The organism is Gilvimarinus agarilyticus (assembly GCF_000832015.1).
Classification (GTDB): Bacteria; Pseudomonadota; Gammaproteobacteria; order Pseudomonadales; family Cellvibrionaceae; genus Gilvimarinus; species Gilvimarinus agarilyticus.
On sequence record NZ_JXCJ01000001.1, the window covers coordinates 2980873 to 3001577 of the forward strand.

Consider the following 20705-nt stretch of genomic DNA (forward strand, 5'->3'; position numbering starts at 1 on the left):
AAAGTGATCTGCTTGGCGCCGGGCGCCGGGAACTGATATTCTAAGCGGCTATGCGACAACTGCCGCAGGACCATTGATGAAGCCGGCCAAATCCAAAAAGGAACAACGCCAAGAACTGGACGCGCAGATGCGCGAATATCTTGAGCACGGCGGCGCCATTAACGAAGTGCCGCGTGGTATCTCGGGGCGTACCGATAACCGCCAACCCCTACCCCATGTATTTGATAAAAAGGCCGAATCCGACACTCGCACACCGGTATCTGAGGAGATCGCGGCGATTGAAGAGCGGCGCAAGCCTAAGCCCCCAGAGCGGCTGGCACAACCTAAAAAGCACACCCGCGCACGTAAAAAAATCATTTACGACGAGTTTGGCGAGCCACTGCGCTGGGAGTGGGAAAGCTAACCACCCCAGCCCGAGGTAAAAACTTAGTCGATTAACCCGTAGTCATTACGCAACACATCGATGATCTCCTGCTTAGGATTATCACTTAACACAATGGCCTCACCGGTAATTTTTTCAGCGATGTTGCGATAGGTTTCCGACACCTGCATCAATACCGACTCGGGCAGCGCATTGTCTTTAGCCAGCACCTGACGCTCTGGCATACGATCTTTGTTCAGCAGAATATCCGGGTCGGGAAAGTAATTTAACAGTAACTGGCGGAACGCTTCTTTCGATTTCTCAACCACATTGCCTTCACGGTAGCAAGGGCCATCCCATATACGCGATGAGTCGGGTGTGCCCACCTCATCCATATAAATCAATTTCTCGTTACCGGCGGCGTCGGTCACATAGCCAAACTCAAATTTGGTATCGACAAAGATTTGATCCAGCTCGGCCAGTGCCGCACTGATCACACCAAAGCCCTCTTTTAACAAGCGCTCGTAGCACTCCACATCACCTAGGCTTGTAAAATTAAAGGCCGCGTAATTCGCCTCGATATCCGCGCGGGTAATGTTTACATCGTCCGCCTCAGGCACACCGGGGATACCCTTAAGAATACCTTTAGTCGAGGGGGTAATTAACAGCTCGGGCAGCTTTTGGTCTTTTTCGAGGCCATCGGGAAGTTCGATACCACAAAACTCACGCCCCCCTTTGGCGTAATCACGCCACATAGAGCCGGTAATGTACTGTCGGCAAATGGCCTCGATCATCACCGGGCGAGCCTTCTGCACAATCCACACAAAGGGGTGAGGAATATCCAGGATGTGGCTATCGGCTAACCCCTGCTCCCGAAACAACCGAAACCAGTGGTTAGAAATAGCGTTAAGCGCCGCGCCTTTTCCCGGCACGCCTTGCATGCCGCCCTCACCGTGCCAAATGCAGTCAAACGCCGAGATCCGATCACTGATCACCATAATCGCCAGCGGCGCATCGGCGGCAACATCGTAGCCTTTCTCGGCGATTAAGCGCCGGCTATCGGCCTCGGTGAGCCAATACACACTACGCACCTTACCACTGTGAACCGGCTGTTCGGTACGGATTGGTAAATCGTTATTTACGGCAATTACCCTGTCTGCCAGACTCATAAGCCAAGCCCTTTCGTTGAGCATAGTTAGGGAGGAGAAAAACCGGCGATATTAGCAGATTAGCGTACAAGAGGCACGCTTTTGCCGTAAACGACACGTTAACAGCGCCGGTGGCCGCCCCGAGAGGCAGCCACTATATAAACAGCCCAATTGGCGTTAGAGCCAATCCTTCCACTTGAAGTACCATAGCGGCGCAATCGCCGACACCAACATGATCGCGGTACCCGTGATATACCCCCACTCCCAGTGTAAACCTGGAATAAACTCAAAGTTCATCCCATAAAAACTGGCTACCACTGTGGGCGGTAGAAAAATCACCGCGGCAATCGAGAAGGTTTTGATAATCTGGTTTTGTTCGATATTGATAAAGCCCTGGGTGGAGTCCATCAAAAAGTTAATTTTGTCAAACAAAAACGCCGTATGAGACATGAGCGTATCCACATCGCGCTTAATCTCGCGGGCCGTTTCTTGCAGCTCAAAATGCTCCCGCAGATGGCGCTGCAAAAAAGAAATCGAACGCTGCGTGTCCATTAGGCACAAACGAATTTTACCGTTGCTGTCCTCAAGCTTTGCCAGACGATCAATCGCATCTTCCAGGTCAGCGTCGTCATCCTCCAGCACCGTGTGACTGACGTCTTCGAGCTTCCGGTGAATATCCTCAAGCACATCGGCGAGATTTTCGACTTTTTGCTCAAACATGGTAATCAGCAAATCTTGCGGCGAATGTGCCTGCACCTGGCCACGTCTGGCGCGCATGCGCAACAACCGAAAGTCAGCCAGCTCGCCATCACGCAACGTGATCAGTCGCTTATCCTGTAAAATAAAAGCGACCGTGGTGGTGGAGTGCCTCCCCTCGGTGGGCGACAAAAACAATGAGTGAACGTGGATGCCAGCGTTATCCTGAAAGTAACGCGCCGAAAACTCAATTTCCTCAACGTCGTCCGACTCAGGCAACTCGGCCCGCAAAAAAGTGTTTAGCTCTTCACGCTCTTCATCCGTGGGCTCTGCCGCATCAATCCAAACGGCCTCGGCCATTGCCGCCCGAACGTTTTCTGGGTCGACGTTTTGATCCCGTAACTTTGCGCCCTGAATATCGAACATTCTTAGCATGCTTCACACTCCATCCGTCTGACCCAATCAGTGTACCCTGTTACCAGGCTTATTGCTTACTACGAGACTTCTTTCGACGGGGCGCATAAGGCGCGGCCTCCCCCTCCGGCCGGGTTTTAAAGCGGCGGTGCACCCACAGGTACTGCTCGGGGTGACGGCGCACAACCGACTCCACCACCGCATTCACGGCGCTGGCATCGGCCACGTCATCACCACTGGGAAAGTTCTCCAGCGGCTCTTTTAACTCGACGTGATACACGCCTTGTTCGTCCCGATAATGCTCGAAGGGCACTACGGCCGCCCGCCCCATTTGCGCCATCCGCGCGGTCGCCGTGACAGTGGCCGCCTGGATACCAAAAAACGGTGCAAACACCGTGTTTTGTACACCATAATCCTGGTCTGGCGCATACCAGATACGGTGCCCCTTGCGTAAATTTTTAACGAGCTGGCGCACCTCATCGCGCGGGATGGTAACCCCCGAGTAAGTCTCGCGGGCACGGGCCATAGCCGCCGCCAACAAAGGGTTACGATCCACCCGGTAAATCATGTCACACTCGATATTCAGGCCCATAATCCGGCCCGCCACATCCAGCGTGGAGTAATGCCCCCCCAACAATAAAACGCCTCGCCCTTCGTTTTGCAGGCGATGCAAAATATCCAGCCCCTTGAGGGTATAGCGGTTTTCAAATTTTCGGTCGGGCCCCCACAAAGCGATGGCGGTCTCGACAAAACTTAGCCCAACGTTGCGTAAAATTTCGCGTACCAGCCGATCCTGCCGGGCCTCAGACAGCTCGGGAAAACACAGTTTTACATTGACTCGGGCGATTTCACGGCGTGAGCCGGCCAGATGAAACAGCAAAGCACCCAACCACTCACCCAGCTTGCGCGATACCGCCCAAGGCAAGTGCGCCACTAACACAAATAAACCCAGCGCCAACCAGGTAACCCAGTACCGAGGGTGGCCGTATCCTTTTAAACTTGTGCGCGCATCGTACGCTTTTTGCGTCATCGCTTAATCACCCTATCGCGGCTTATCCGCAACCGTTAATATAAAGCCATAATATTGTGGCGCGATTATAACAAGAGCCATCACATCTTGTGATTAATCTATTGCAATCTGTTAGGGTATTTCACCACACAGTTGCACCACCCCAAACGACCTCAACAATTCACAACAACAGCAACGAGACCTCACCTTGGACCCCAAAGCCGACAAACGACTGACCGAGCTTAGCGCCCGACTCGACAAAACTCACGCCGAAATGACGCGCAAGCTTGATGAGCTATACCGCCTGAGGGAGGCCTCCGAGGGCGAGCAGTGGCGAGAATACGAAGCACAAATTCGCGCGCTAAAAGAACAAGAGATTCGCTTACTCAAATCCAAAAACACCGCCTGGATGGCACACTGGCTCCGTACAGATGGCGAAGTGGAAGTGGTAGAAGCACCGCATCGGACATTGGGTATAATACTGATCGGGCTCAGCGTGGTGGGGGCAATCGGGCTCGGCTTGCTGTGGTGGTACCTGCAAAGCACAGGAAAGTTGTAACAACGCGAAAAGAGCGAGAGTTAGGTAGAGACTATAAAACGTGGGCGCCGGAAGCGAGACCTAATAAGGCGCTGGAAGCGAGGGGTATAAAAAGAAATGGGCAGCCCCCGCAAGCGAGAACTGCCCCAACAGGAGCATGAATCAATCTGAAGAATCGGCGGGTACTGCGGCGTCAATTAACGCTTGAAGTTCACCATTCTCATACATCTCGGCTACGATATCGCAACCGCCTACCAACTCGCCCTTTACCCACAACTGCGGGTAAGTTGGCCAATTGGCGTACTGCTTCAGAGCCTCGCGAAGTTCTTGGTTTGCCAAGATATCCACGTATGCAAAGCGTTTACCGCACCCCATTACCGCTTGCGAGGTGCGCTGTGAAAACCCACACTGAGGGGCGTTTGGCGAGCCCTTCATATACAAAATAACCGGGTTTTCAGAAAGCTGCTGTTTGATGGTATCCAGTACATCCATAATGCTAATCATTGCCTCATTTAGATCTGTCCGCGGTACACATAACCCGCCGGACTGGGTGGATAGTGAAGGTGTCCCGAGCGCCTAAGGTGGTAATGCTCACCACGCTACACCCAGAGCCTTCAAAATCGAGATAAACCGAAATTTAGTACAGCCAGATAATGGTTCGAGCCGGCCATTCTACCGCAGTGCGGTATTCGATCCAAATACACCTGACGCTAACGCCTCAGATCTAAGCAGCCTAGCATGAACAAAACCAAGGCTGGCGGCAGCAACACATCGACTAACAGGGAGGGAAACTGACAAAGCTCAATACAGCAAACCCACCAAACAGAGGCCTATCATAACTCAAGTCGCAGGTAAATGGGATCCCAAAGAGGTAACAATTTGCCACTTTATGGTTAATTTACCGCTTTTTACTGATTAAAAATGCCACTTTATCGGGCGCCGAACAAAAACCAATTCAGTGACAGCGCTACCAGCGGTAACTCACCTCCACCCCCACATCCAGCTGACGGCCGGGCGCCGGCTCGATCGTTCTGCCCCGACTTTGGTTAACAATCACCGAGCCTACGTACTTTTTATCGGTCACGTTATTGAGCTTTGCCCACAGGGACACAAGCGTTGCCCCCCACGCCCGCTGCGAACGAGCCGCCAAATCCCACGTCAGTGCACCAGGTACAATTTCGCTGTTGTCATCAGAGCTGGCCACATCGCCACGGTACTGAGTCGCCAGACTCAGCTGTAGCGGGATACTGCGCGCCTGCCAATCCACCTGACTGTAGAGGTTCTCGCGCGCCACCCCGGGCAGGCGCAAGCCAGCGTAGGGGCCGGCGCTGTACTCGGCACGCATAAGCGTGCCGCCCAGGCGCCAGTGCCACTGGCTTGCCAGCTGCCAACTCAACTGCCCCTCCAAACCTTCGCGCTCGGTGTCAGCGCCGTTGCGATAAGTCGTGCGGCCACCACTGGACTGATCGACCACCAACTCATCTTGGCTGTGCACGACGAAGCTGACGATGCTGGCGTTTAACGTCTGAGCCTCAATGCGCCAACCAAACTCGGCCTGACGGTTGCGAGACGGCTGTAAGTCAGTATTGAGGCCAGTGCCCTCATTGCGATAGGCCATCTCCGTTAAGGTGGGTGTCTCAAACCCCGAGCCTAGACTGGCAAACAGCCGCCACGGCCCCTCGCCGTAACTACCGCCCAACGACAGGCTTGGCTCAGAGAACCTCAGTGAGCCAGAATCGTCAGGATTAGTGCCCTGAATATAATTATCAGCCACATCAAAGCGCACACTGTTGTATCGCGCCCCCGCTTGCCAGCTCCAGCGCGCACTCGGCTGCCACTGCAATGAGGTGTAGACATCGCGGCTTTGCACCTCGCCCACCTCGTCACGCTTTAACTCGCCCAACTCCCCCTGGGCGTTGACAAACCCCTGGCGCTGATCGCGCATTTGTGCAAGCTCTACCCCTGCGGCCAGTTCGAGTGTGGCGAGTTGGCGCGCTAAACGCAGATTGGCACCGCTAAACTCGCGATGTAAATCGATCACCGCGCCACTGCCGTTTTCGTCATCGCCGGGAAAGCTTAAATACTGTTCGATCTCACGCTCACCCACCCAACCCGAGGCCTGCCAGCCGCCCCAAGCGGTTTGCTGGCGTGCGCCCAGAGAGGTTTGAGCGTGCTCGATCGACTTGCGCGGATCAAAGATTGTCGCGACCGGATGGACCTGGGTTTCGTCCTCCTGCCACTGATCGTAGGTTAAACCCTGTGGGTCTAAGGTTTCCGGGTCGCGGCTTATGTCTACCCGCGCAAGCAAGTCCACCTCGCTTTCGGTTTGGTAGTACCACTGCCCCGCCAGCTGATTGCGCTCGGCACTGGAGTGCTCGCGAAAACCATCGGTACTAAACTGGCTGAGCAATACCCGGGCACCGGCGCGCTCGCCGGCCCACTGCCCTTGCAACTGGTAACGCCGCTGCTCAGCATCGCCGCCGGCCAAGGTGGCCGTTAGCTCACTCTCTTCTGGGCGAGCGCTGTAAAACGCGATCGTGCCGCCGGCGGCGTTGCCATACAAGCTTGCCATGGGGCCGCGCAGCACCTCGACCCGGTCAATCGCCCCAAGAGCGATACTTGAGGTCTGACTCTGACCGTCTGGCATCGTTAAGGGCACTCCATCAATGCGCAAGTTAATGCCTCGCACCCCAAACGCCGAGCGCGCTCCAAAGCCACGCAAGGTAATGCGAGTATCCTGAGCAAAGTTGGCGCGGCTATCGGCTTGCACTCCGGGCAGGCCGGCCAACAGTTCCGCACTGTCAAAACGAAACCCCGGTATTTGCTCACTCACAGCCACCACATCAACAGCGGCCGCAGCATCGTACCAGCGCCCGGGTTCGCGATTGGCCGTTACCACCACCGTTTCTTGCAGCCTACTCGCGGGTTCGGCACCAGCATCAACGGCAAATACCGAGGGGCAAATACCAGCCAGCAACAACACAAAAGAAGAACCGGCTTTACAGGGGGCATTGCAAATCATTAAATCGTCCAAGCTTTTCGCGTTAGATAAACAGAAGTTACAAGCGGCGCTTAACCAGCGCCGTTGCCTGATGAGTTAGCGGATCTTCAGGCCAGGGATGCTTGGCGTAGCGGCCGCGCACTTCACGCCTAACCTCGGGGTAAACATCGCGCCAAAAATAGGCAAGGTCTCGGGTGATAGCAAGCGGCCTGCCCGCTGGCGAAAGTAACTCGATTACTAGGGTGACACCGGGGGCCGGCAGGGTAAACGTTTGCGCGCCAAAAAATTCCTGCAGCTTGGCGGCGATACGCGGCTCGCATACTACCTCTTCGCGCAACCACTCGGCGACTGAGTGACCTCCCAGGTAATCCACCGGCAAGCGCCGGCCACTGGGCAACTCAAGCGTCTCTGGCAGCCAACGGCTGAGCTCTCGTGCGCCATCAAACCCCACGTAAAACTGCAAGGCTTGGAGCAGCGGTAACTCGTGCAAACTGGAGTCAGCATTCAAAAAGCTGCCCAACCACAAATCGAGATTATCTAATAAAGCCGCCTCCGACATCTCCGGCAACGCTATAACGCCCAGAGCCTTTAACAAGCGAGCGCGCAGCAACAAACTGAGAGCGGCCGGCGGCCAGTTAACCTCGGCTAAGCCCTGGCTGCGTATAAACTGTAAAATTGCTGGGGGCACCTCGTCGTCGGATAGCGCCCGTTCGGTTTCATCCACCAACTGTCCGCCCACGCGGTAGCGGGTTCGCTCCACCCAGCGCCGGCGTTTACCGGTACCGAGCTGTTCCAAACTCGACTCGGCGCTGGCCAACTGCCGTACCTGAGCCGGGCTTAAGTTAACCGTCAGCCCAACGCCCAGCTGTTCGCGTCCTCGGGCCATTACTTGTAACACCAGCGCCCATTCGCCCACATCCCCGAGCTGCACACTAATACCCGAGTTGATGCGATAGCGCCCCGACTCTCGTCGGTGGGCGATGCGATCGACAAATATCTGCGCCAATTTGCCGGCAAGCTCCGGCGACAGCTGCTTTACCTCCGAGGCCGGTGTCACCGCCACTCCCAACGCTTGCTGCCAGCGCTTAGCGAGTTTGCGCCACTGGGCGTTGTGACGATACTCTCGCTCGGCGTTACCGAGCCACTGATCGAGGCTCGCCTCGGCAGGCAAATCAAAGTGCAGCGCAAGCGCCAACAATAAGAGCCACGGATAATCGTTTAAAGATTCCGCCCCGGCGCCATCGAGCTGCAACAACAGCGCCGCAATACGCGGATGCGTGCCGAGTGCGGTCACCCGCTCTCCCAGCCGCGTTATTTCGCCATCGATTCCCAGCAATTGCCAGCGCCTTAAATGCTGGTTGGCGTGATCCAACGCCAGCGCCCCAGGCGGTTCAAGCCACGGCAACTGCGCCACCGGAGTGCCCCAGTGCGCCAGCCGTAACGCCAGAGGTAAATAGTCGGTACGGCGAATCTCCGGTAGCGCCTGAGGCGCCAACGCCTCTGATTCAGCCCACAGACGAATACAATCACCGGCCTGAACCCGGCCCGCCCGGCCGCGTCGCTGCTCGGCGCTGGCGCGCGAAATACGCCGGGTCTCAAGCCGGGTAACACCGGTGCGCTGCTCATACACCGGCTCCCGGGCCAGGCCCGAATCCACCACCAGCGTCACGTCGGCAATCGTGAGCGAGGTCTCGGCGATGTTGGTCGCGAGAATGACCCGGGGCCCGCCTGTTATATCGAGCGCATTCAGCTGCTCTTTGTGTGCGACCCGGCTGTGTAAACAAAATACGGGGTGATTGGGGTGAGCGGCATTTAAAGCAGTACGACAGGCCTCGATCGCCCGCCAACCGGGTAAAAACACAAGCACGGTACGCGCCTGCCAGTCATGCTGTAAACTCAGCGCGCGCAATAGATGCTCCGCCAATGATTCGCCGCGCGGGCCACCCTCACGAGGCGAGCAATAGCTGACTGCAACCGGGAAACAACGCCCCGCCGAATACAAGGACGTATCCACCTGCTCGCGCAATGCCGCATCGGGGGTGGCGGACATTAACACCAGCTGCAACTGGTCACGTAAAATGGCCGCCTCTTGCAGCAGTGCCCAGGCGGTATCCTGCTCGACCGAGCGCTCGTGAATTTCATCGAGCATTACCACGGCCACACCCTTTAGCTCGGGGTCAGCCAGCAACCGCTGTAATAAAATACCTGGCGTCATCAACAGCAGGCGCGTGGCGCTCGAGCGCTGACGTTCAAAAGCCACCTGGTACCCAACGGTGTGACCGACCTCTTCACCCAGCAGGGCCGCCAACCGTCGCGCCAAGGTAATGGCAGGCAGCACCCGGGGCTGAATTAACCACACCTGAGCATCCGTTTTCTCTAGTGCCCACAGGGGGGCCAAGGTCGATTTACCGGCACCGGGCTCAGCCTCGAGCAACAAGGTGCCGTGAGTATTAAGCGCGTCATCAAAAGCATCGCGCAACTCACTCAGTGGTAACTCTGGGTATTGAATACGCATCACTCAGGCAAGCTACCCCAGCCGCCGCCACCGGCGCTGGCCAAACTCAGGCGATCGCCGGGCTGAACCTGCAGCTCGACTTTGGCCGGCAATAGCTGATTGTTTAAACGGTTTTCCCCGCAGGCGCCGGCCTGCCCCCCGGCCAAGCCCCAAGGCGCATGCTTGCGCCGCTCGGTGAGTAAGGTTACCTGCGCCGGCGCTAAAAATTCGTACTCTCGAATCAGGCCCTCGCCCCCAGTGCGTTGCCCCGCACCACCCGAGCCGGTGCGTAACTGATAGCGGGTTACCCGCAGTGGATAGTGCTTCTCCAGGCTCTCGATGGGGGTGTTGAGCGTGTTTGTCATATGAGTTTGCACCCCAGACCAGCCGCCACCGTGCGCGCCGGCGCCCATGCCACCGCCATTGGTTTCGTAGTAATCCCAGCGCTCTCGCTCATTGGTGGCATTGGCCCCCATTGCGATATTATTCATCGAGCCCGTACTGGCCGCCGGGATGCGCTCGGGCAATGCCTGAGCCAAGGCGCCGAGCATGACGTCGACCATCCGCGTCGATGTTTCTACATTACCGGCGGCCACGGCCGCGGGCCGGCGAGCATTAACCAGGCTGCCAGCAGGAGCGCTAATGCCAATAGGCCTAAAGGTGCCGGCGCAGGCGGGCGTTTGCTCGGGCATTAAGCAGCGCAGTGCATAAAAGGCCGCTGCAGCGGCCACCGATAGCGGACAGTTGATGTTGCCCGGCACCTGGGCCGCGGTGCCCGTAAAGTCGACGGCGACAGCACCAGCCTTAACCGTCACAGCCACGGCAATGGCAATGTCTTGCTGCCCTAATCCGTCGTCGTCCATATAATCGCTAAAGCGGTAGCAGCCATCGGGGATATCCCCAAGCGCGGCCCGGGCCAGGCGCTCGGCATAATCGTTTAATTCGGCCAACGCCGCCCGATACACGCTAACCCCTAGCGGCATGACATGCGCTTGCAGCCGCTCGACACCCACGCGGCAGGCACTGATTTGCGCGGCAAAATCACCGCGCGCCTGAATGGTGTGAGTCGCGCCCTGCTCGGTGCCGCACAGCCGCGCCAACACCGCCTCCACCGGCACACCGTTTTCCACCAGCAGCGTGGGCGCAATGACTTCGCCCTCTTCCTCTAAACAGCGTGATATCGGCATCGAGCCCGGGCTCGCGGCACCGATATTGGCGTGGTGCGCCCGGTTAGCCACAAAACCGATTAGCGTGCCGGCGCAAAATACCGGTGCAATTACCGTAACATCAGGTAAATGAGTGCCCCCTAGGTAGGGGTCATTTACCACCAGCATATCGCCCTCGCGCCACTCGGCCGCGCCGACGATATCGGCCATGGCATAGGCCATACTGCCCAGATGCACGGGGATATGAGCCGCCTGGGCGCTGAGCAGACCCTCGGCATCAAACAGCGCACAAGAGAAATCCAGGCGATCTTTGATATTAGGGGAAAACGCCGCGCACTTAAGCACCGCGCCCATCTCATCGCAAATGGAGGCCATTCGACTGGCAAAAACACTCAGTTCTATCGCATTCATTAAGGCGTTAAACTCTGATTCGCTAAGCTGACAACAAAGCCGGAGTTTACCATTACCGTCGCGCGGCGTCGGCCCAAAGGTTGCTATTTGCCAAGGCGTTCGTTTCGCTATAGTATCGGCTGTTTGGTTTTTGCCACGTTCCCGCGCCACCCGGCGCAAACTGCGCGCAAACCGCATGACACACTCTTGGATGAATCCCTGATTTGCCTCCTCCAGAGCCTTAAAACCGGGCTCGGGCGGCACTGTTTTTGGAGAAAGACAAATGTCTACATTGATGAACACCTACGGCGAGCGGACCTTAACCCTGGTAAAGGGCGAAGGTAGCCGAGTGTGGGACGATGCAGGCAACAGCTACATCGATGGCATCAGTGGCATCGCCGTTTGTGGCCTTGGGCACTCACACCCCGCCGTTACCCGCGCCATTACCGAGCAGGCGGGCACGCTGCTGCACGTGTCGAATTTGTACAACATTCCGCCCCAGCGCGAGCTGGCCGACAAGCTGTGTCAGGCGTCGGGCATGGAAAAAGTGTTTTTCTCCAACTCCGGCGCTGAGGCCAACGAGGCGGCCATTAAAATTGCCCGTAAATACGGCAACGATAAAGGAATCGACAACCCCACGGTCGTGGTAATGAGTGCCGCCTTTCACGGGCGCACCATGGCTACCTTAACCGCCACTGGCAACAGCAAAGTGCAAGAGGGTTTTGCGCCATTGTTGCCGGGCTTTGTGCGCGCGCCGTTTAACGACGTTGCCGCCATCGAGGTATTAGCCGCCGAGCACAAAAACATCGTGGCCATATTAGTCGAGCCCGTACAGGGCGAAGGCGGTGTTCGGGTGCCGGCCAGCGATTACTTAAACAAATTGCGCGAGCTGTGCGACCGGCACGAGTGGCTGTTAATGCTGGATGAAATTCAAACCGGCAACGGCCGCACCGGCCAGTACTTTGCGTTTCAGCATAACGGCATTAAGCCCGACGTTGTCACTACAGCCAAAGGCCTGGGCAATGGCGTACCCATCGGCGCCTGTTTAACCTACGGCAAAGCGTCCGAGGTATTTGGCCCCGGCAATCACGGCTCCACCTTTGGTGGCAATCCACTGGCTTGCCACGCCGCGTGCGCAGTGGTCGATACGCTCGATCGCGCCATGCTCGACCAAGTTGCCGAGCGCGGCGAACAAATTCGCGTAACGTTAGCGCAAAGCATCGGCGAGCTTGAGCAAGTGGTCGAGATTCGTGGCCACGGTTTAATGATTGGCATCGAGCTGAGCGAACCCTGCCCTGGGCTTGTGGCAAAAGCGCGGGAGCTGGGCTTACTGATTAACGTTACCGCTGGCAATACCATACGCTTATTGCCCACGTTTGTAATGACAGATGAAGAAACCGATGAGCTGGTAAACGGTATTATCGCTCTGGTCGAAGCACTTTAATTAAGGTTGTTAAGGCATAACTATGGTTGCAGTTAGCGCACCACCCAAGGGTAAAAAAATCCGGCACTTTTTAACGCTAAACGATATTAGCGCCGAAGAGTTAAGCAGCATTATCGCACGGGCTATCGAGCTTAAAGACGAGGTGTACAACGGCACCTCTAAGCCGTTACTCGAGCGTAAAGTCATGGGGATGATTTTTGAAAAATCTTCCACCCGTACGCGCGTGTCATTTGAAACTGGCATGGCGCAACTGGGAGGCCACGCGCTGTTTTTGTCCTCGCGTGATACTCAGCTCGGCCGCGGTGAGCCCATTGAGGATTCCGCCCGTGTGCTGTCACGCATGGTCGATATCGTCATGATCCGCACCTTTGGCCACGATGTCATCGAGCGCTTTGCCGAGTTCTCGCGGGTGCCGGTTATCAACGCGTTAACCGACGACTACCACCCTTGCCAATTGCTGGCGGACATCCAAACCTTTGTCGAGCTACGCGGCTCCATGCAAGGTAAAAGTGTGGCCTGGGTAGGCGATGGCAACAATATGTGCAACTCATACATCAACGCTGCGCGCCTGTGCGACTTTGAGCTGCGCATTGCCACACCGGAAGGCTTTGGCCCTACGGCCGAGCGCATCAAAGATGCCAACGCCCGTATTAAAGTTTGCACCACCCCGACCGAAGCGGTTAAAGGTGCCGACCTTGTGGTAACCGACACCTGGGCTTCGATGGGACAAGAAGAGGAAAAGCAATTGCGCGAGCGCGCCTTTGCCGACTACCAGGTTAATGGCGAATTAATGAGTCACGCGGCCTCCAATGCGTTATTTATGCACTGCCTACCGGCGTACCGCGGCAAAGAAGTCAGCGCCGACTTGCTCGACGCGCCCGACTCCGCCGTATGGCAAGAGGCTGAGAACCGCTTGCACGCGCAAAAAGCACTCATCGAGTTTCTGCTAACGCAATAAGTCCGTTACATACCCAGCCGCCCACGCACTCTGCATGGGCGACCCCTTCCTTTAGCCTTGGCGCAGCTCTATGATAGGCGACCGTTAACCGGGCGCCCAAAGCACCCCCCGATCAGCGACAACAGCGAGAGATTTATGAGCAACTGGCAAGACTTTCTCGACACTCAAGGAGCCACCCGCAGTGACAGCGGTGCCATCTGTTTTACCGCCAACCAGGCAGCGCCCAGCACTGCAGATCAGACGACCTACTTAACCGAGCTTGGGCACCTTGGCCTACTCGCTTTTGACGGGCCAGACGCCGCCAAGTTTTTGCAGGGCCAGGTAACCACCGATGTTCGCGAGTTGGCCGACGGACACTGGAAGCTCGGCGCGCAATGCAATTTAAAAGGCCGCATGCAGGCAAGCTTTGTGCTGGCGCAACCGCAACCCGAACAAATATTATTACGCTGCCACGCAAGCCTGACGGAGGCGTTAGCGCAAAGCCTGCAAAAGTACGCCGTGTTTTCTAAAGTCAGCATCAGCAATGTCAGCAGCAGCTGGCGCCGACTGGGCCTCTTTGGCCCAAGCGCTTGCGAGCTAATCAGTGCTCAGGCGGGTCTACCCGCCATGGAGGTGGGGCAAATTAAAACCCGCGACAACATCCTTGCCCTGCGCTTAGAGCCGCAACGTTATGAGCTATGGGTGCACGATGAACACGCACAATCACTCTGGCAACAGCTTGCCAGTCACTGCCAGCTTGCCGATGGTAACCTGTGGCAACTAACTGATATACGCGCCGGCTGGGCCGAAATCACCGCCGCCAACGCCGGCGAGTTTAGCCCCCATGAGCTGCATTACCCATTAATTGGCGCGGTTAGTTTTAAAAAAGGCTGCTACACCGGCCAAGAGGTGGTGGCGCGGTTGCACTACAAGGGCAAGCTCAAAAAACACATGGCACGGGTCAGCCTCAGCGGCGGTGAGCCAAGCCTTGCCAATGCCGTGGTAGACGCCGAGGGTACCCGGCGCGGCGCATTAGTAAGTATAGCGCCCTCGGGCCCCACCACTTGGGAGGCGCTGGCGGTAATCCCCGATGACCTCAGCACCGGACTGCAACTTGCCGGTAACGCTGAAGGACAGCCGGCAAGCAAAGTAGAGCGAATGAGCTTGCCCTACCCCCTACCAACATCAGACAATGACCAATAAGCGCTGAGCGAGCCGGCGCGCTTCGGCAAAACAACGCCAATAACAACGCGCAGAAACACCAACAGGACTATTCATGAGCCAAGTTGTAGACACCGTCCGCCAGGACATCATTACCGCCATAAAAACCGACAAACTGGTACTGCCAACGCTGCCTGAGGCCGCGTTGCGAGTGCGTGAAGTGGCCGAAGACCCCGAGGCCGACTTAAACCAGCTGGCCGATGTGATCGGCTCTGACGCGGCACTGTCGGCGCGCATCGTGCGCGTTGCCAACAGCCCGCTGCTACGGGGTAACCGCGCTATTGACGATTTAAAAATGGCACTGTCGCGCCTTGGTATGGAATACACCTGTAACATCGCCACCGGCCTGGCCATGCAACAGATGTTTCAGGCAACGTCGGATATGGTCGACAAGCGCATGCGCGATAGCTGGACCCGCTCCAGCGAGATTGCTGGTATCAGTCATGTGCTATGCCGCCACTACACCAACCTGCGCCCCGATCAAGCCACGCTCGCCGGCCTGATTCACAAAATCGGTGTATTGCCAATTTTGACGTACGCCGAAGAGCACGAGTATTTGCTCAAAGACAGCTTCACCCTCGACACAGTGATCAACCAACTGCAGGGGCCCATCGGCGATTTGATTTTAAAGTCCTGGGACTTTCCCGCCGAGCTGATCAAAGTGCCGACACAACACATGAAATTCGACCGCGAAGTCCCTAAAGCCGACTATACCGACATTGTCACGGTCGCTATGCTGCAAAGCCATTTAGGCAGCGACACCGCTCTGGGCAAGGTCGATTACCATAAAGTCACGGCTTTTAGCCGTCTGGGCATGGACCCGGATATGCAAATGGCCGAGGCCGAAGATTTGTCCGCCGAGATGGAAGCGGCCATGGAGTTCTTACAGTAGCGCCGTCAATAAGCGTCCACAAAAAAGCCAGAGCCGTTAAGCTCTGGCTTTTTTGTGAACCAACTCTTTAAGCCAGAACACCCATTAGGCGCGCTCGATCATGCCTAACACCGCCTGGTTATAAGCCACGCGGTTTTCCACGGTTTCATCTTTGGGGCGAATACCGATCTTAACCCCAACCACCGGCAAGTCTTTACCGCCAGCAGCCGCAATACACTCGTGGATTTGCGCTTCGGTCATTAACGAGCCCTCGGCACCGATACTGGCGGCGGCGGATTTAGCCGCTGGCATGTGGGTATCGGCCCAAGTGCCGTACGGCGTGTCCTGGTCGGTTACCCCAGAGAACATCACACCGGCTAAAACCCCGGCCTCTCTGGCCTGTTTAATATGCTCAATCGCGCCCGCCTCAGAACGAGTTTCAATAACCGAACGGCCCCAGTTAACCACAATGCCGACATTTGCACCCAGCTTGCTATTGATCGCGTGCACGGCCTCAATCTCTTCATTTATGGTTAAAAAGCCTTTGGCCGGAGTCTGGTCTTCGACATACGTGTCGCAGTGCTCGATCACGATACGGGCGCCCTGCCAATCCCAGCTAAGCATGGTCTCTAACGAGGCTTGCAGTGATGCCACCGACGACTTAGCTTTGCTGCGGTTGGGCGCGGTTTGCACCTCAATGGCCTGCACCACCTGACGACCTGCGTGGGCATTTAATTTGGCAATAGCGGCACGGGCTTTGTCAAAAAACGCCAGCGCCTGGGCGCGGCCGGCCTCATCATCCGAGGCGATACCAAATTCGGGGGTTTTACCAATCGCGCCCATAGTGCCGGGCACACATGTAAATACAAAATTCCAGTTTGGATCTATGTTGTTTAAAAACCACTCATCGTCGTGGTTGTGCAACGTCTCACCAAAAAATGGATGCTCCAGCCCTTTAATGTTCTCAGCCGCTTTTAACTGGTTGTAAAACGACGCTTCCAGCTCTGGATCCCAACCCGCTGTGCAAGGGGATGAGGCATAAGCACCTACATAGTAAGACATAGACATTCTCCTGATAAGTCAATTAACGACAGGCGCTCCGGCGCGGCCCAAAGCCCGACACCTTACCTTTAAACCAATTTGAAGACAATATTAAAACCGTTGAGTAACAGGCACTTGCAAGGCCGTATTACGATGGCAAGAAAGTAAAAGACAAGTGATTAAAACAGCTGGCGCACTTCGGCCACGGGGAGCGTCGCGTTAAAAAATGGTGAGGGGCGATGCCTACCGCGTAGCTTTCCTTTGAGCATAAAACCTAAGATTTTCGGCATATACACCAGCGGAAACCTCGGGTGAACATCGTCTGGCATGGCGCCTATCGCGTATTTACCAAAGGCTTTTATCGTCACCGGCCCCAAAGCGGCAAGCTTGTCCTGCTCAGTGGCAAACTTCATCCACTTAACCGACACGCCAACAAAGGGCACCGCGGAGGACTTTACCGTATTGGCGACGGGCATGTGACAACAGGTCGTGTGCCAGCGGTATATCCCCTTGGGGGTTAACTGCACAGCCTGAACCTTATCGATACCCTCACGGATGCTCAAATAAGCCGGATACGTTTGCAGCAGCTCGGTGCCGCCAAACTCATCCAATATAACCGCCTCGTTATTTAGGTACTGCGCATAACGCTGACAGTCGCAACACAGGCAGTGCACATGAAACAAATCGCTTGGTACGACTGTAAGCTCGCCTTTTACGCTGCCACAGGTGCACTCTAACGCAACGGTTGTCGTCATAAGATCCTTTTTAACCTAGCTTGTCGTTAAAAAATGCCAGAGTACGCTGCCAGGCAAGCTCGGCGCTGGCTTTGTCAAAGCGGCTGGTCGAGTCATTGTGAAAACCGTGATGGGCGCCCGGATACATAAACATTTGGTACTCGACATCATGCGCTTTTAGGTCTTGCTCATACTCGGGCCAGGTTTTATTCACGCGCTCATCCAGCTCACCCAGTTGAATCAAAAGCGGGGCTTTAATATTACCACGCAGCTCTTTGGCGGCGGGCGTCCCGTAAAACGGCACACCGGCATCCAACAAACCACTATCCACAGCGGCCAGGTAATTCACCATATAACCGCCAAAGCAAAACCCCACGGCCCCCAGCTTACCGTTACCAAGCGAGTGCGACTTTAGGTACCTGGCCGCCGCGACAAAATCATTCTGCAGCTTTGCCTTATTTAGCTCGCTCTGCAGCGCCCGCCCCTCATCATCGTTGCCTGGGTAACCGCCTACCGGGTAAAGCGCATCGGGGGCAAACGCCAGAAATCCGGCCTTTGCCAAGCGCCTGGCCACATCTTTCACGTAGGGGTTTAAACCGCGATTTTCATGGATGACTAACACCGCCGGATACCGCGACTTGTCACCCATGGGCTTAACCAGATACCCCTGCCCGGTACCGTAACCCGCAGGTGAGTCAAAAGTTTGATAGCTTGCCACAATATCCGGATCGTTAAAGGAGACTTGCTCGGCCAACGCATAGTTGGGCAAGAGCCCCGATGTCAGCACCGACATGGAATAACCAAGCGCTACTAAGCCGCTTAACTTGCGCATAAAAGTGCGCCGATCCATACCGCCGTGGGCGTACTCGTCGTACCAGTCAAACGCTTCTTGGGGGATTTGCGCTGCAAGATGATCAGGCTTGTGGTTCATTCTCACTCCTCAGAATTTTGCCAATACACGAACGGCCCTATAGCGGTAACCACACAAGGCTTGGTGGCCTTTGATTATTGTGTAGGTTAGGAGGATTTACAAGAAAAGCACTAGAGTGCCCAATCGATCGGTTGCTGCGCGTGTGATTGTAAGTAGTGATTGGCTTGACTAAAGTGGCCACAGCCTAGAAAGCCGCGATGGGCCGAAAGCGGAGACGGATGCACTGCTTTAAGCACTAAGTGTTTGCTGGTGTCGATCAGGCGGCCTTTCTTTTGTGCGTAGCTGCCCCACAGCATAAAGACGAGCCCCTCGCGGTCGCGGTTAAGCGCTGCAATCGCCCGGTCGGTAAATAACTCCCAGCCGCGTTTTTGATGGGAGCCTGCGCTTGCTTGCTCGACGCTTAAGGTGGCGTTTAGCAGTAATACACCCTGCTCGGCCCACTTTGTTAAGTTGCCGTGGTTAGGCCGCGCGATGCCAAGATCGCGTTCGATCTCTTTGAAGATGTTTTGCAAGGACGGAGGGATACGCACCCCCTCTGGCACCGAAAAACTCAAGCCGTGCGCCTGGCCCGGACCATGATAAGGGTCTTGCCCTAAGATAACGACTTTGACTTTATCAAACGGTGTAGTGTTAAACGCATTAAACATCTGCGCTGCAGGCGGGTAAATGACTTTTCCCGCCTGCTTTTGCGCTTTTAAAAAGGCCTTGAGCTCGCCCATGTAAGGCTCGTCGAACTCAGCGCTCAACTCGCTCAGCCAGCCTGGCTCTAATTGAACATTACTTTTTTGCGCCACTGCACACTCCTGGTTTCCATTGTGCGCAGCAATGTAGCAAATAACGCGCAGGCGCGACAGTAACGCCGCGCCCGGCAAGCACCTATTTGCCTAGCGCGGTCAGCGCCTCTTGCCCGATACAATACTCCGCCAGCGGCGGAAACCCATTAAACTCCACTGCGCTATAACTGGTGGTATAAGCGCCAGTCGATAACCAGTAAAGCCGATCACCTTCGGTCAGCGACAAAGGCAGCGGGTATTTAAAGTGCTCGTACATAATGTCGGCACTGTCGCAGGTAGGGCCTGCCAACACGCAACCTTCTTGCTCGCCCGTTTTTTCGGTATACACCGGGTACTTAATCGACTCATCCAGCGTCTCAATCAGGCCCGAGAACTTACCCACATCCACAAACACCCAACGGCTAAGCGCGGTGCGGGATTTGCGGGAAATCAACACCACTTCACTGACCATCACACCGGCGTTGGCGATGAGCGAGCGGCCCGGTTCGATAATAATACGCGGAAAGTCGCTGCCAAAATCCTCTTGTAAAAAGCGGGTAATCTCTTCGGCGTATGTGGCCAAATCGTTGGTACGGCTGATGTAATTGGCCGGAAAGCCACCGCCCATGTTGATCATCTGCAACACAATATCCTGCTCGTCGCGCAGCCGATCAAAAATCACTTTTACTTTGGCTAGCGCGGCATCCCAGGCGCCGATCTCGCGCTGCTGTGAGCCCACATGAAACGACACACCGTAGGGCTCAAGGCCCAGCTCACGAGCCTGAATAAGCAGCTCCATGGCCATTTCGGTTTCGCAGCCAAACTTACGTGACAGCGGCCAATCGGCCGTGAGCGTACCTTCGGTTAGCACCCGCACATACACTTTCGAGCCAGGCGCCTCGCGGGCAATGGATTCGAGATCAGTCTCTGAGTCGGTGGCAAACAAACGCACACCGCGCTCGTAAAAATAGCGTACGTCTTTGGCTTTTTTAATGGTATTACCATAACTGATGCGCTCGGCTGTCACACCCAGCGCCATCACTTTGTCAAGCTCGTAGCGCGAGGCAATGTCAAAGTTAGCCCCACGGTCGCGCAGCAGCGTTAAAATATCCACCGCCGGGTTAGCCTTAACAGCGTAGTACACGTCGGCGTAATCAAACTCACGTATCAGTTCGTCATAAGCATGGGCAATGGTCGGCAAATCAATCGCGACAAAGGGCGTCTCACGTTTATCGGCAAACGCCTTAATACGTGCAAACGTCTCGGCACTGTAGTAATCCTCGATGTGGGTAACGCCATCAAAATCGTTCATAACTTGCCTCCAGGGCTTTTTTGTAGCGGCAAAAAAGAAGGGGCGACCCACCGCAGCAGACCACCCCAAAACCGTCAGAGCTGCACTTGCGGGCAGCGCCAAATTCGCGCGCATTAAACGGCTAAACTTAATAATACGCTAGTGTTTTTTTAGTTTATTTTCTTCTAGTTAAGCCCCAGTTTTCACGTAAAAGGACACTGACGGTTATAACTGGCTCAGAACCC

18 protein-coding genes are annotated in these 20705 nt (G+C 55.8%); 6 read left to right on the top strand and 12 right to left on the bottom strand.

All coding sequences use genetic code 11. The annotated features are described in order from the left end of the window. Positions 1–76 precede the first annotated feature (76 nt). Complete coding sequence (locus SD69_RS12960; RefSeq protein ID WP_041523548.1) at positions 77–403, top strand: hypothetical protein; 327 nt, start codon at positions 77–79, stop codon at positions 401–403. A 23-nt stretch (positions 404–426) separates the two neighbouring features. Here SD69_RS12960 and SD69_RS12965 read toward each other — a convergent pair whose 3' ends face one another. From SD69_RS12965 to lpxL, 3 genes are all read right to left on the bottom strand, one after another. Then, on the bottom strand, positions 427–1530 hold the full coding sequence (locus SD69_RS12965; protein ID WP_041523549.1) for a phosphoribosylaminoimidazolesuccinocarboxamide synthase: 1104 nt from the start codon (positions 1528–1530) through the stop codon (positions 427–429). 156 nt (positions 1531–1686) lie between these two features. Continuing rightward, positions 1687–2640: a magnesium/cobalt transporter CorA gene (gene corA, locus SD69_RS12970; protein ID WP_041523550.1), complete on the bottom strand. Its 954-nt coding sequence runs from the start codon at positions 2638–2640 to the stop codon at positions 1687–1689. A gap of 49 nt (positions 2641–2689) precedes the next feature. Continuing rightward, entirely contained in the window at positions 2690–3649 is a 960-nt protein-coding gene (lpxL, locus tag SD69_RS12975; protein WP_041523551.1) for an LpxL/LpxP family Kdo(2)-lipid IV(A) lauroyl/palmitoleoyl acyltransferase, read from the bottom strand. A 187-nt stretch (positions 3650–3836) separates the two neighbouring features. Between lpxL and SD69_RS12980 the strand changes: the two genes are divergently transcribed. Then, entirely contained in the window at positions 3837–4187 is a 351-nt protein-coding gene (locus SD69_RS12980; RefSeq protein ID WP_041523552.1) for a hypothetical protein, read from the top strand. Positions 4188–4328: 141 nt separating this feature from the next. Here the strand turns inward: SD69_RS12980 and grxD are convergent, their stop codons facing one another. From grxD to SD69_RS13000, 4 genes are all read right to left on the bottom strand, one after another. After that, complete coding sequence (gene grxD, locus SD69_RS12985) at positions 4329–4658, bottom strand: Grx4 family monothiol glutaredoxin (protein ID WP_041524799.1); 330 nt, start codon at positions 4656–4658, stop codon at positions 4329–4331. A 475-nt stretch (positions 4659–5133) separates the two neighbouring features. After that, positions 5134–7188, bottom strand: coding sequence for a TonB-dependent receptor family protein (locus SD69_RS12990; protein ID WP_157471675.1), 2055 nt, complete (start codon positions 7186–7188; stop codon positions 5134–5136). Between the two features lie 37 nt (positions 7189–7225). Beyond that, positions 7226–9682, bottom strand: a complete 2457-nt coding sequence (gene hrpB, locus SD69_RS12995) for an ATP-dependent helicase HrpB (RefSeq protein ID WP_041523553.1) — start codon at positions 9680–9682, stop codon at positions 7226–7228. Beyond that, on the bottom strand, positions 9682–11415 hold the full coding sequence (locus SD69_RS13000; protein WP_232301199.1) for a hydantoinase B/oxoprolinase family protein: 1734 nt from the start codon (positions 11413–11415) through the stop codon (positions 9682–9684). The genes hrpB and SD69_RS13000 overlap by 1 nt, the downstream gene beginning before the upstream one ends. Before the next feature lie 85 nt (positions 11416–11500). Between SD69_RS13000 and SD69_RS13005 the strand changes: the two genes are divergently transcribed. The 4 genes from SD69_RS13005 (at position 11501) to SD69_RS13020 (ending at position 15711) form a co-directional block, all read left to right on the top strand. Further along, the gene (locus SD69_RS13005) at positions 11501–12661 is read left to right on the top strand and encodes an aspartate aminotransferase family protein (protein ID WP_041523554.1); all 1161 of its coding nucleotides are present in this window, start codon (positions 11501–11503) and stop codon (positions 12659–12661) included. 22 nt (positions 12662–12683) lie between these two features. Next, on the top strand, positions 12684–13619 hold the full coding sequence (gene argF, locus SD69_RS13010; protein ID WP_041523555.1) for an ornithine carbamoyltransferase: 936 nt from the start codon (positions 12684–12686) through the stop codon (positions 13617–13619). Between the two features lie 135 nt (positions 13620–13754). After that, the gene (gene ygfZ / locus SD69_RS13015; protein ID WP_052481148.1) at positions 13755–14801 is read left to right on the top strand and encodes a CAF17-like 4Fe-4S cluster assembly/insertion protein YgfZ; all 1047 of its coding nucleotides are present in this window, start codon (positions 13755–13757) and stop codon (positions 14799–14801) included. Positions 14802–14874: 73 nt separating this feature from the next. Further along, the gene (locus SD69_RS13020; protein WP_041523556.1) at positions 14875–15711 is read left to right on the top strand and encodes an HDOD domain-containing protein; all 837 of its coding nucleotides are present in this window, start codon (positions 14875–14877) and stop codon (positions 15709–15711) included. 84 nt (positions 15712–15795) lie between these two features. On the opposite strand, the gene SD69_RS13025 is transcribed toward SD69_RS13020, so the two are convergent. From SD69_RS13025 to SD69_RS13045, 5 genes are all read right to left on the bottom strand, one after another. Further along, positions 15796–16752, bottom strand: a complete 957-nt coding sequence (locus tag SD69_RS13025) for a DUF4862 family protein (RefSeq protein WP_041523557.1) — start codon at positions 16750–16752, stop codon at positions 15796–15798. 158 nt (positions 16753–16910) lie between these two features. Beyond that, positions 16911–17486, bottom strand: a complete 576-nt coding sequence (locus tag SD69_RS13030; RefSeq protein ID WP_041523558.1) for a DUF6151 family protein — start codon at positions 17484–17486, stop codon at positions 16911–16913. Between the two features lie 10 nt (positions 17487–17496). After that, positions 17497–18396 carry a dienelactone hydrolase family protein gene (locus tag SD69_RS13035; RefSeq protein ID WP_041523559.1) on the bottom strand — a complete coding sequence of 300 codons (900 nt, stop codon included), beginning with the start codon at positions 18394–18396 and terminating at the stop codon, positions 17497–17499. Between the two features lie 110 nt (positions 18397–18506). Further along, complete coding sequence (gene ung, locus SD69_RS13040) at positions 18507–19190, bottom strand: uracil-DNA glycosylase (RefSeq protein ID WP_041524803.1); 684 nt, start codon at positions 19188–19190, stop codon at positions 18507–18509. 82 nt (positions 19191–19272) lie between these two features. Continuing rightward, a complete protein-coding gene (locus tag SD69_RS13045; protein WP_041523560.1) occupies positions 19273–20481 on the bottom strand; it encodes a type III PLP-dependent enzyme in 1209 nt (402 codons plus the stop codon). Positions 20482–20705 lie beyond the last annotated feature (224 nt).

Excerpts from the sequence above, each read along its gene's own strand:
- SD69_RS13000 (WP_232301199.1), bottom strand. The coding sequence starts at position 11,415 with ATGCGGTTTGCGCGCAGTTTGCGCCGGGTGGCGCGGGAACGTGGCAAA.
- hrpB (WP_041523553.1), bottom strand. The coding sequence starts at position 9,682 with ATGCGTATTCAATACCCAGAGTTACCACTGAGTGAGTTGCGCGATGCT.
- SD69_RS13025 (WP_041523557.1), bottom strand. The coding sequence starts at position 16,752 with ATGTCTTACTATGTAGGTGCTTATGCCTCATCCCCTTGCACAGCGGGT.
- lpxL (WP_041523551.1), bottom strand. The coding sequence starts at position 3,649 with ATGACGCAAAAAGCGTACGATGCGCGCACAAGTTTAAAAGGATACGGC.
- grxD (WP_041524799.1), bottom strand. The coding sequence starts at position 4,658 with ATGGATGTACTGGATACCATCAAACAGCAGCTTTCTGAAAACCCGGTT.
- SD69_RS13030 (WP_041523558.1), bottom strand. The coding sequence starts at position 17,486 with ATGACGACAACCGTTGCGTTAGAGTGCACCTGTGGCAGCGTAAAAGGC.
- SD69_RS13035 (WP_041523559.1), bottom strand. The coding sequence starts at position 18,396 with ATGAACCACAAGCCTGATCATCTTGCAGCGCAAATCCCCCAAGAAGCG.
- corA (WP_041523550.1), bottom strand. The coding sequence starts at position 2,640 with ATGCTAAGAATGTTCGATATTCAGGGCGCAAAGTTACGGGATCAAAAC.
- argF (WP_041523555.1), top strand. The coding sequence starts at position 12,684 with ATGGTTGCAGTTAGCGCACCACCCAAGGGTAAAAAAATCCGGCACTTT.
- SD69_RS12990 (WP_157471675.1), bottom strand. The coding sequence starts at position 7,188 with ATGATTTGCAATGCCCCCTGTAAAGCCGGTTCTTCTTTTGTGTTGTTG.
- SD69_RS12965 (WP_041523549.1), bottom strand. The coding sequence starts at position 1,530 with ATGAGTCTGGCAGACAGGGTAATTGCCGTAAATAACGATTTACCAATC.
- SD69_RS13005 (WP_041523554.1), top strand. The coding sequence starts at position 11,501 with ATGTCTACATTGATGAACACCTACGGCGAGCGGACCTTAACCCTGGTA.
- SD69_RS13045 (WP_041523560.1), bottom strand. The coding sequence starts at position 20,481 with ATGAACGATTTTGATGGCGTTACCCACATCGAGGATTACTACAGTGCC.
- ygfZ (WP_052481148.1), top strand. The coding sequence starts at position 13,755 with ATGAGCAACTGGCAAGACTTTCTCGACACTCAAGGAGCCACCCGCAGT.
- SD69_RS12960 (WP_041523548.1), top strand. The coding sequence starts at position 77 with ATGAAGCCGGCCAAATCCAAAAAGGAACAACGCCAAGAACTGGACGCG.
- SD69_RS13020 (WP_041523556.1), top strand. The coding sequence starts at position 14,875 with ATGAGCCAAGTTGTAGACACCGTCCGCCAGGACATCATTACCGCCATA.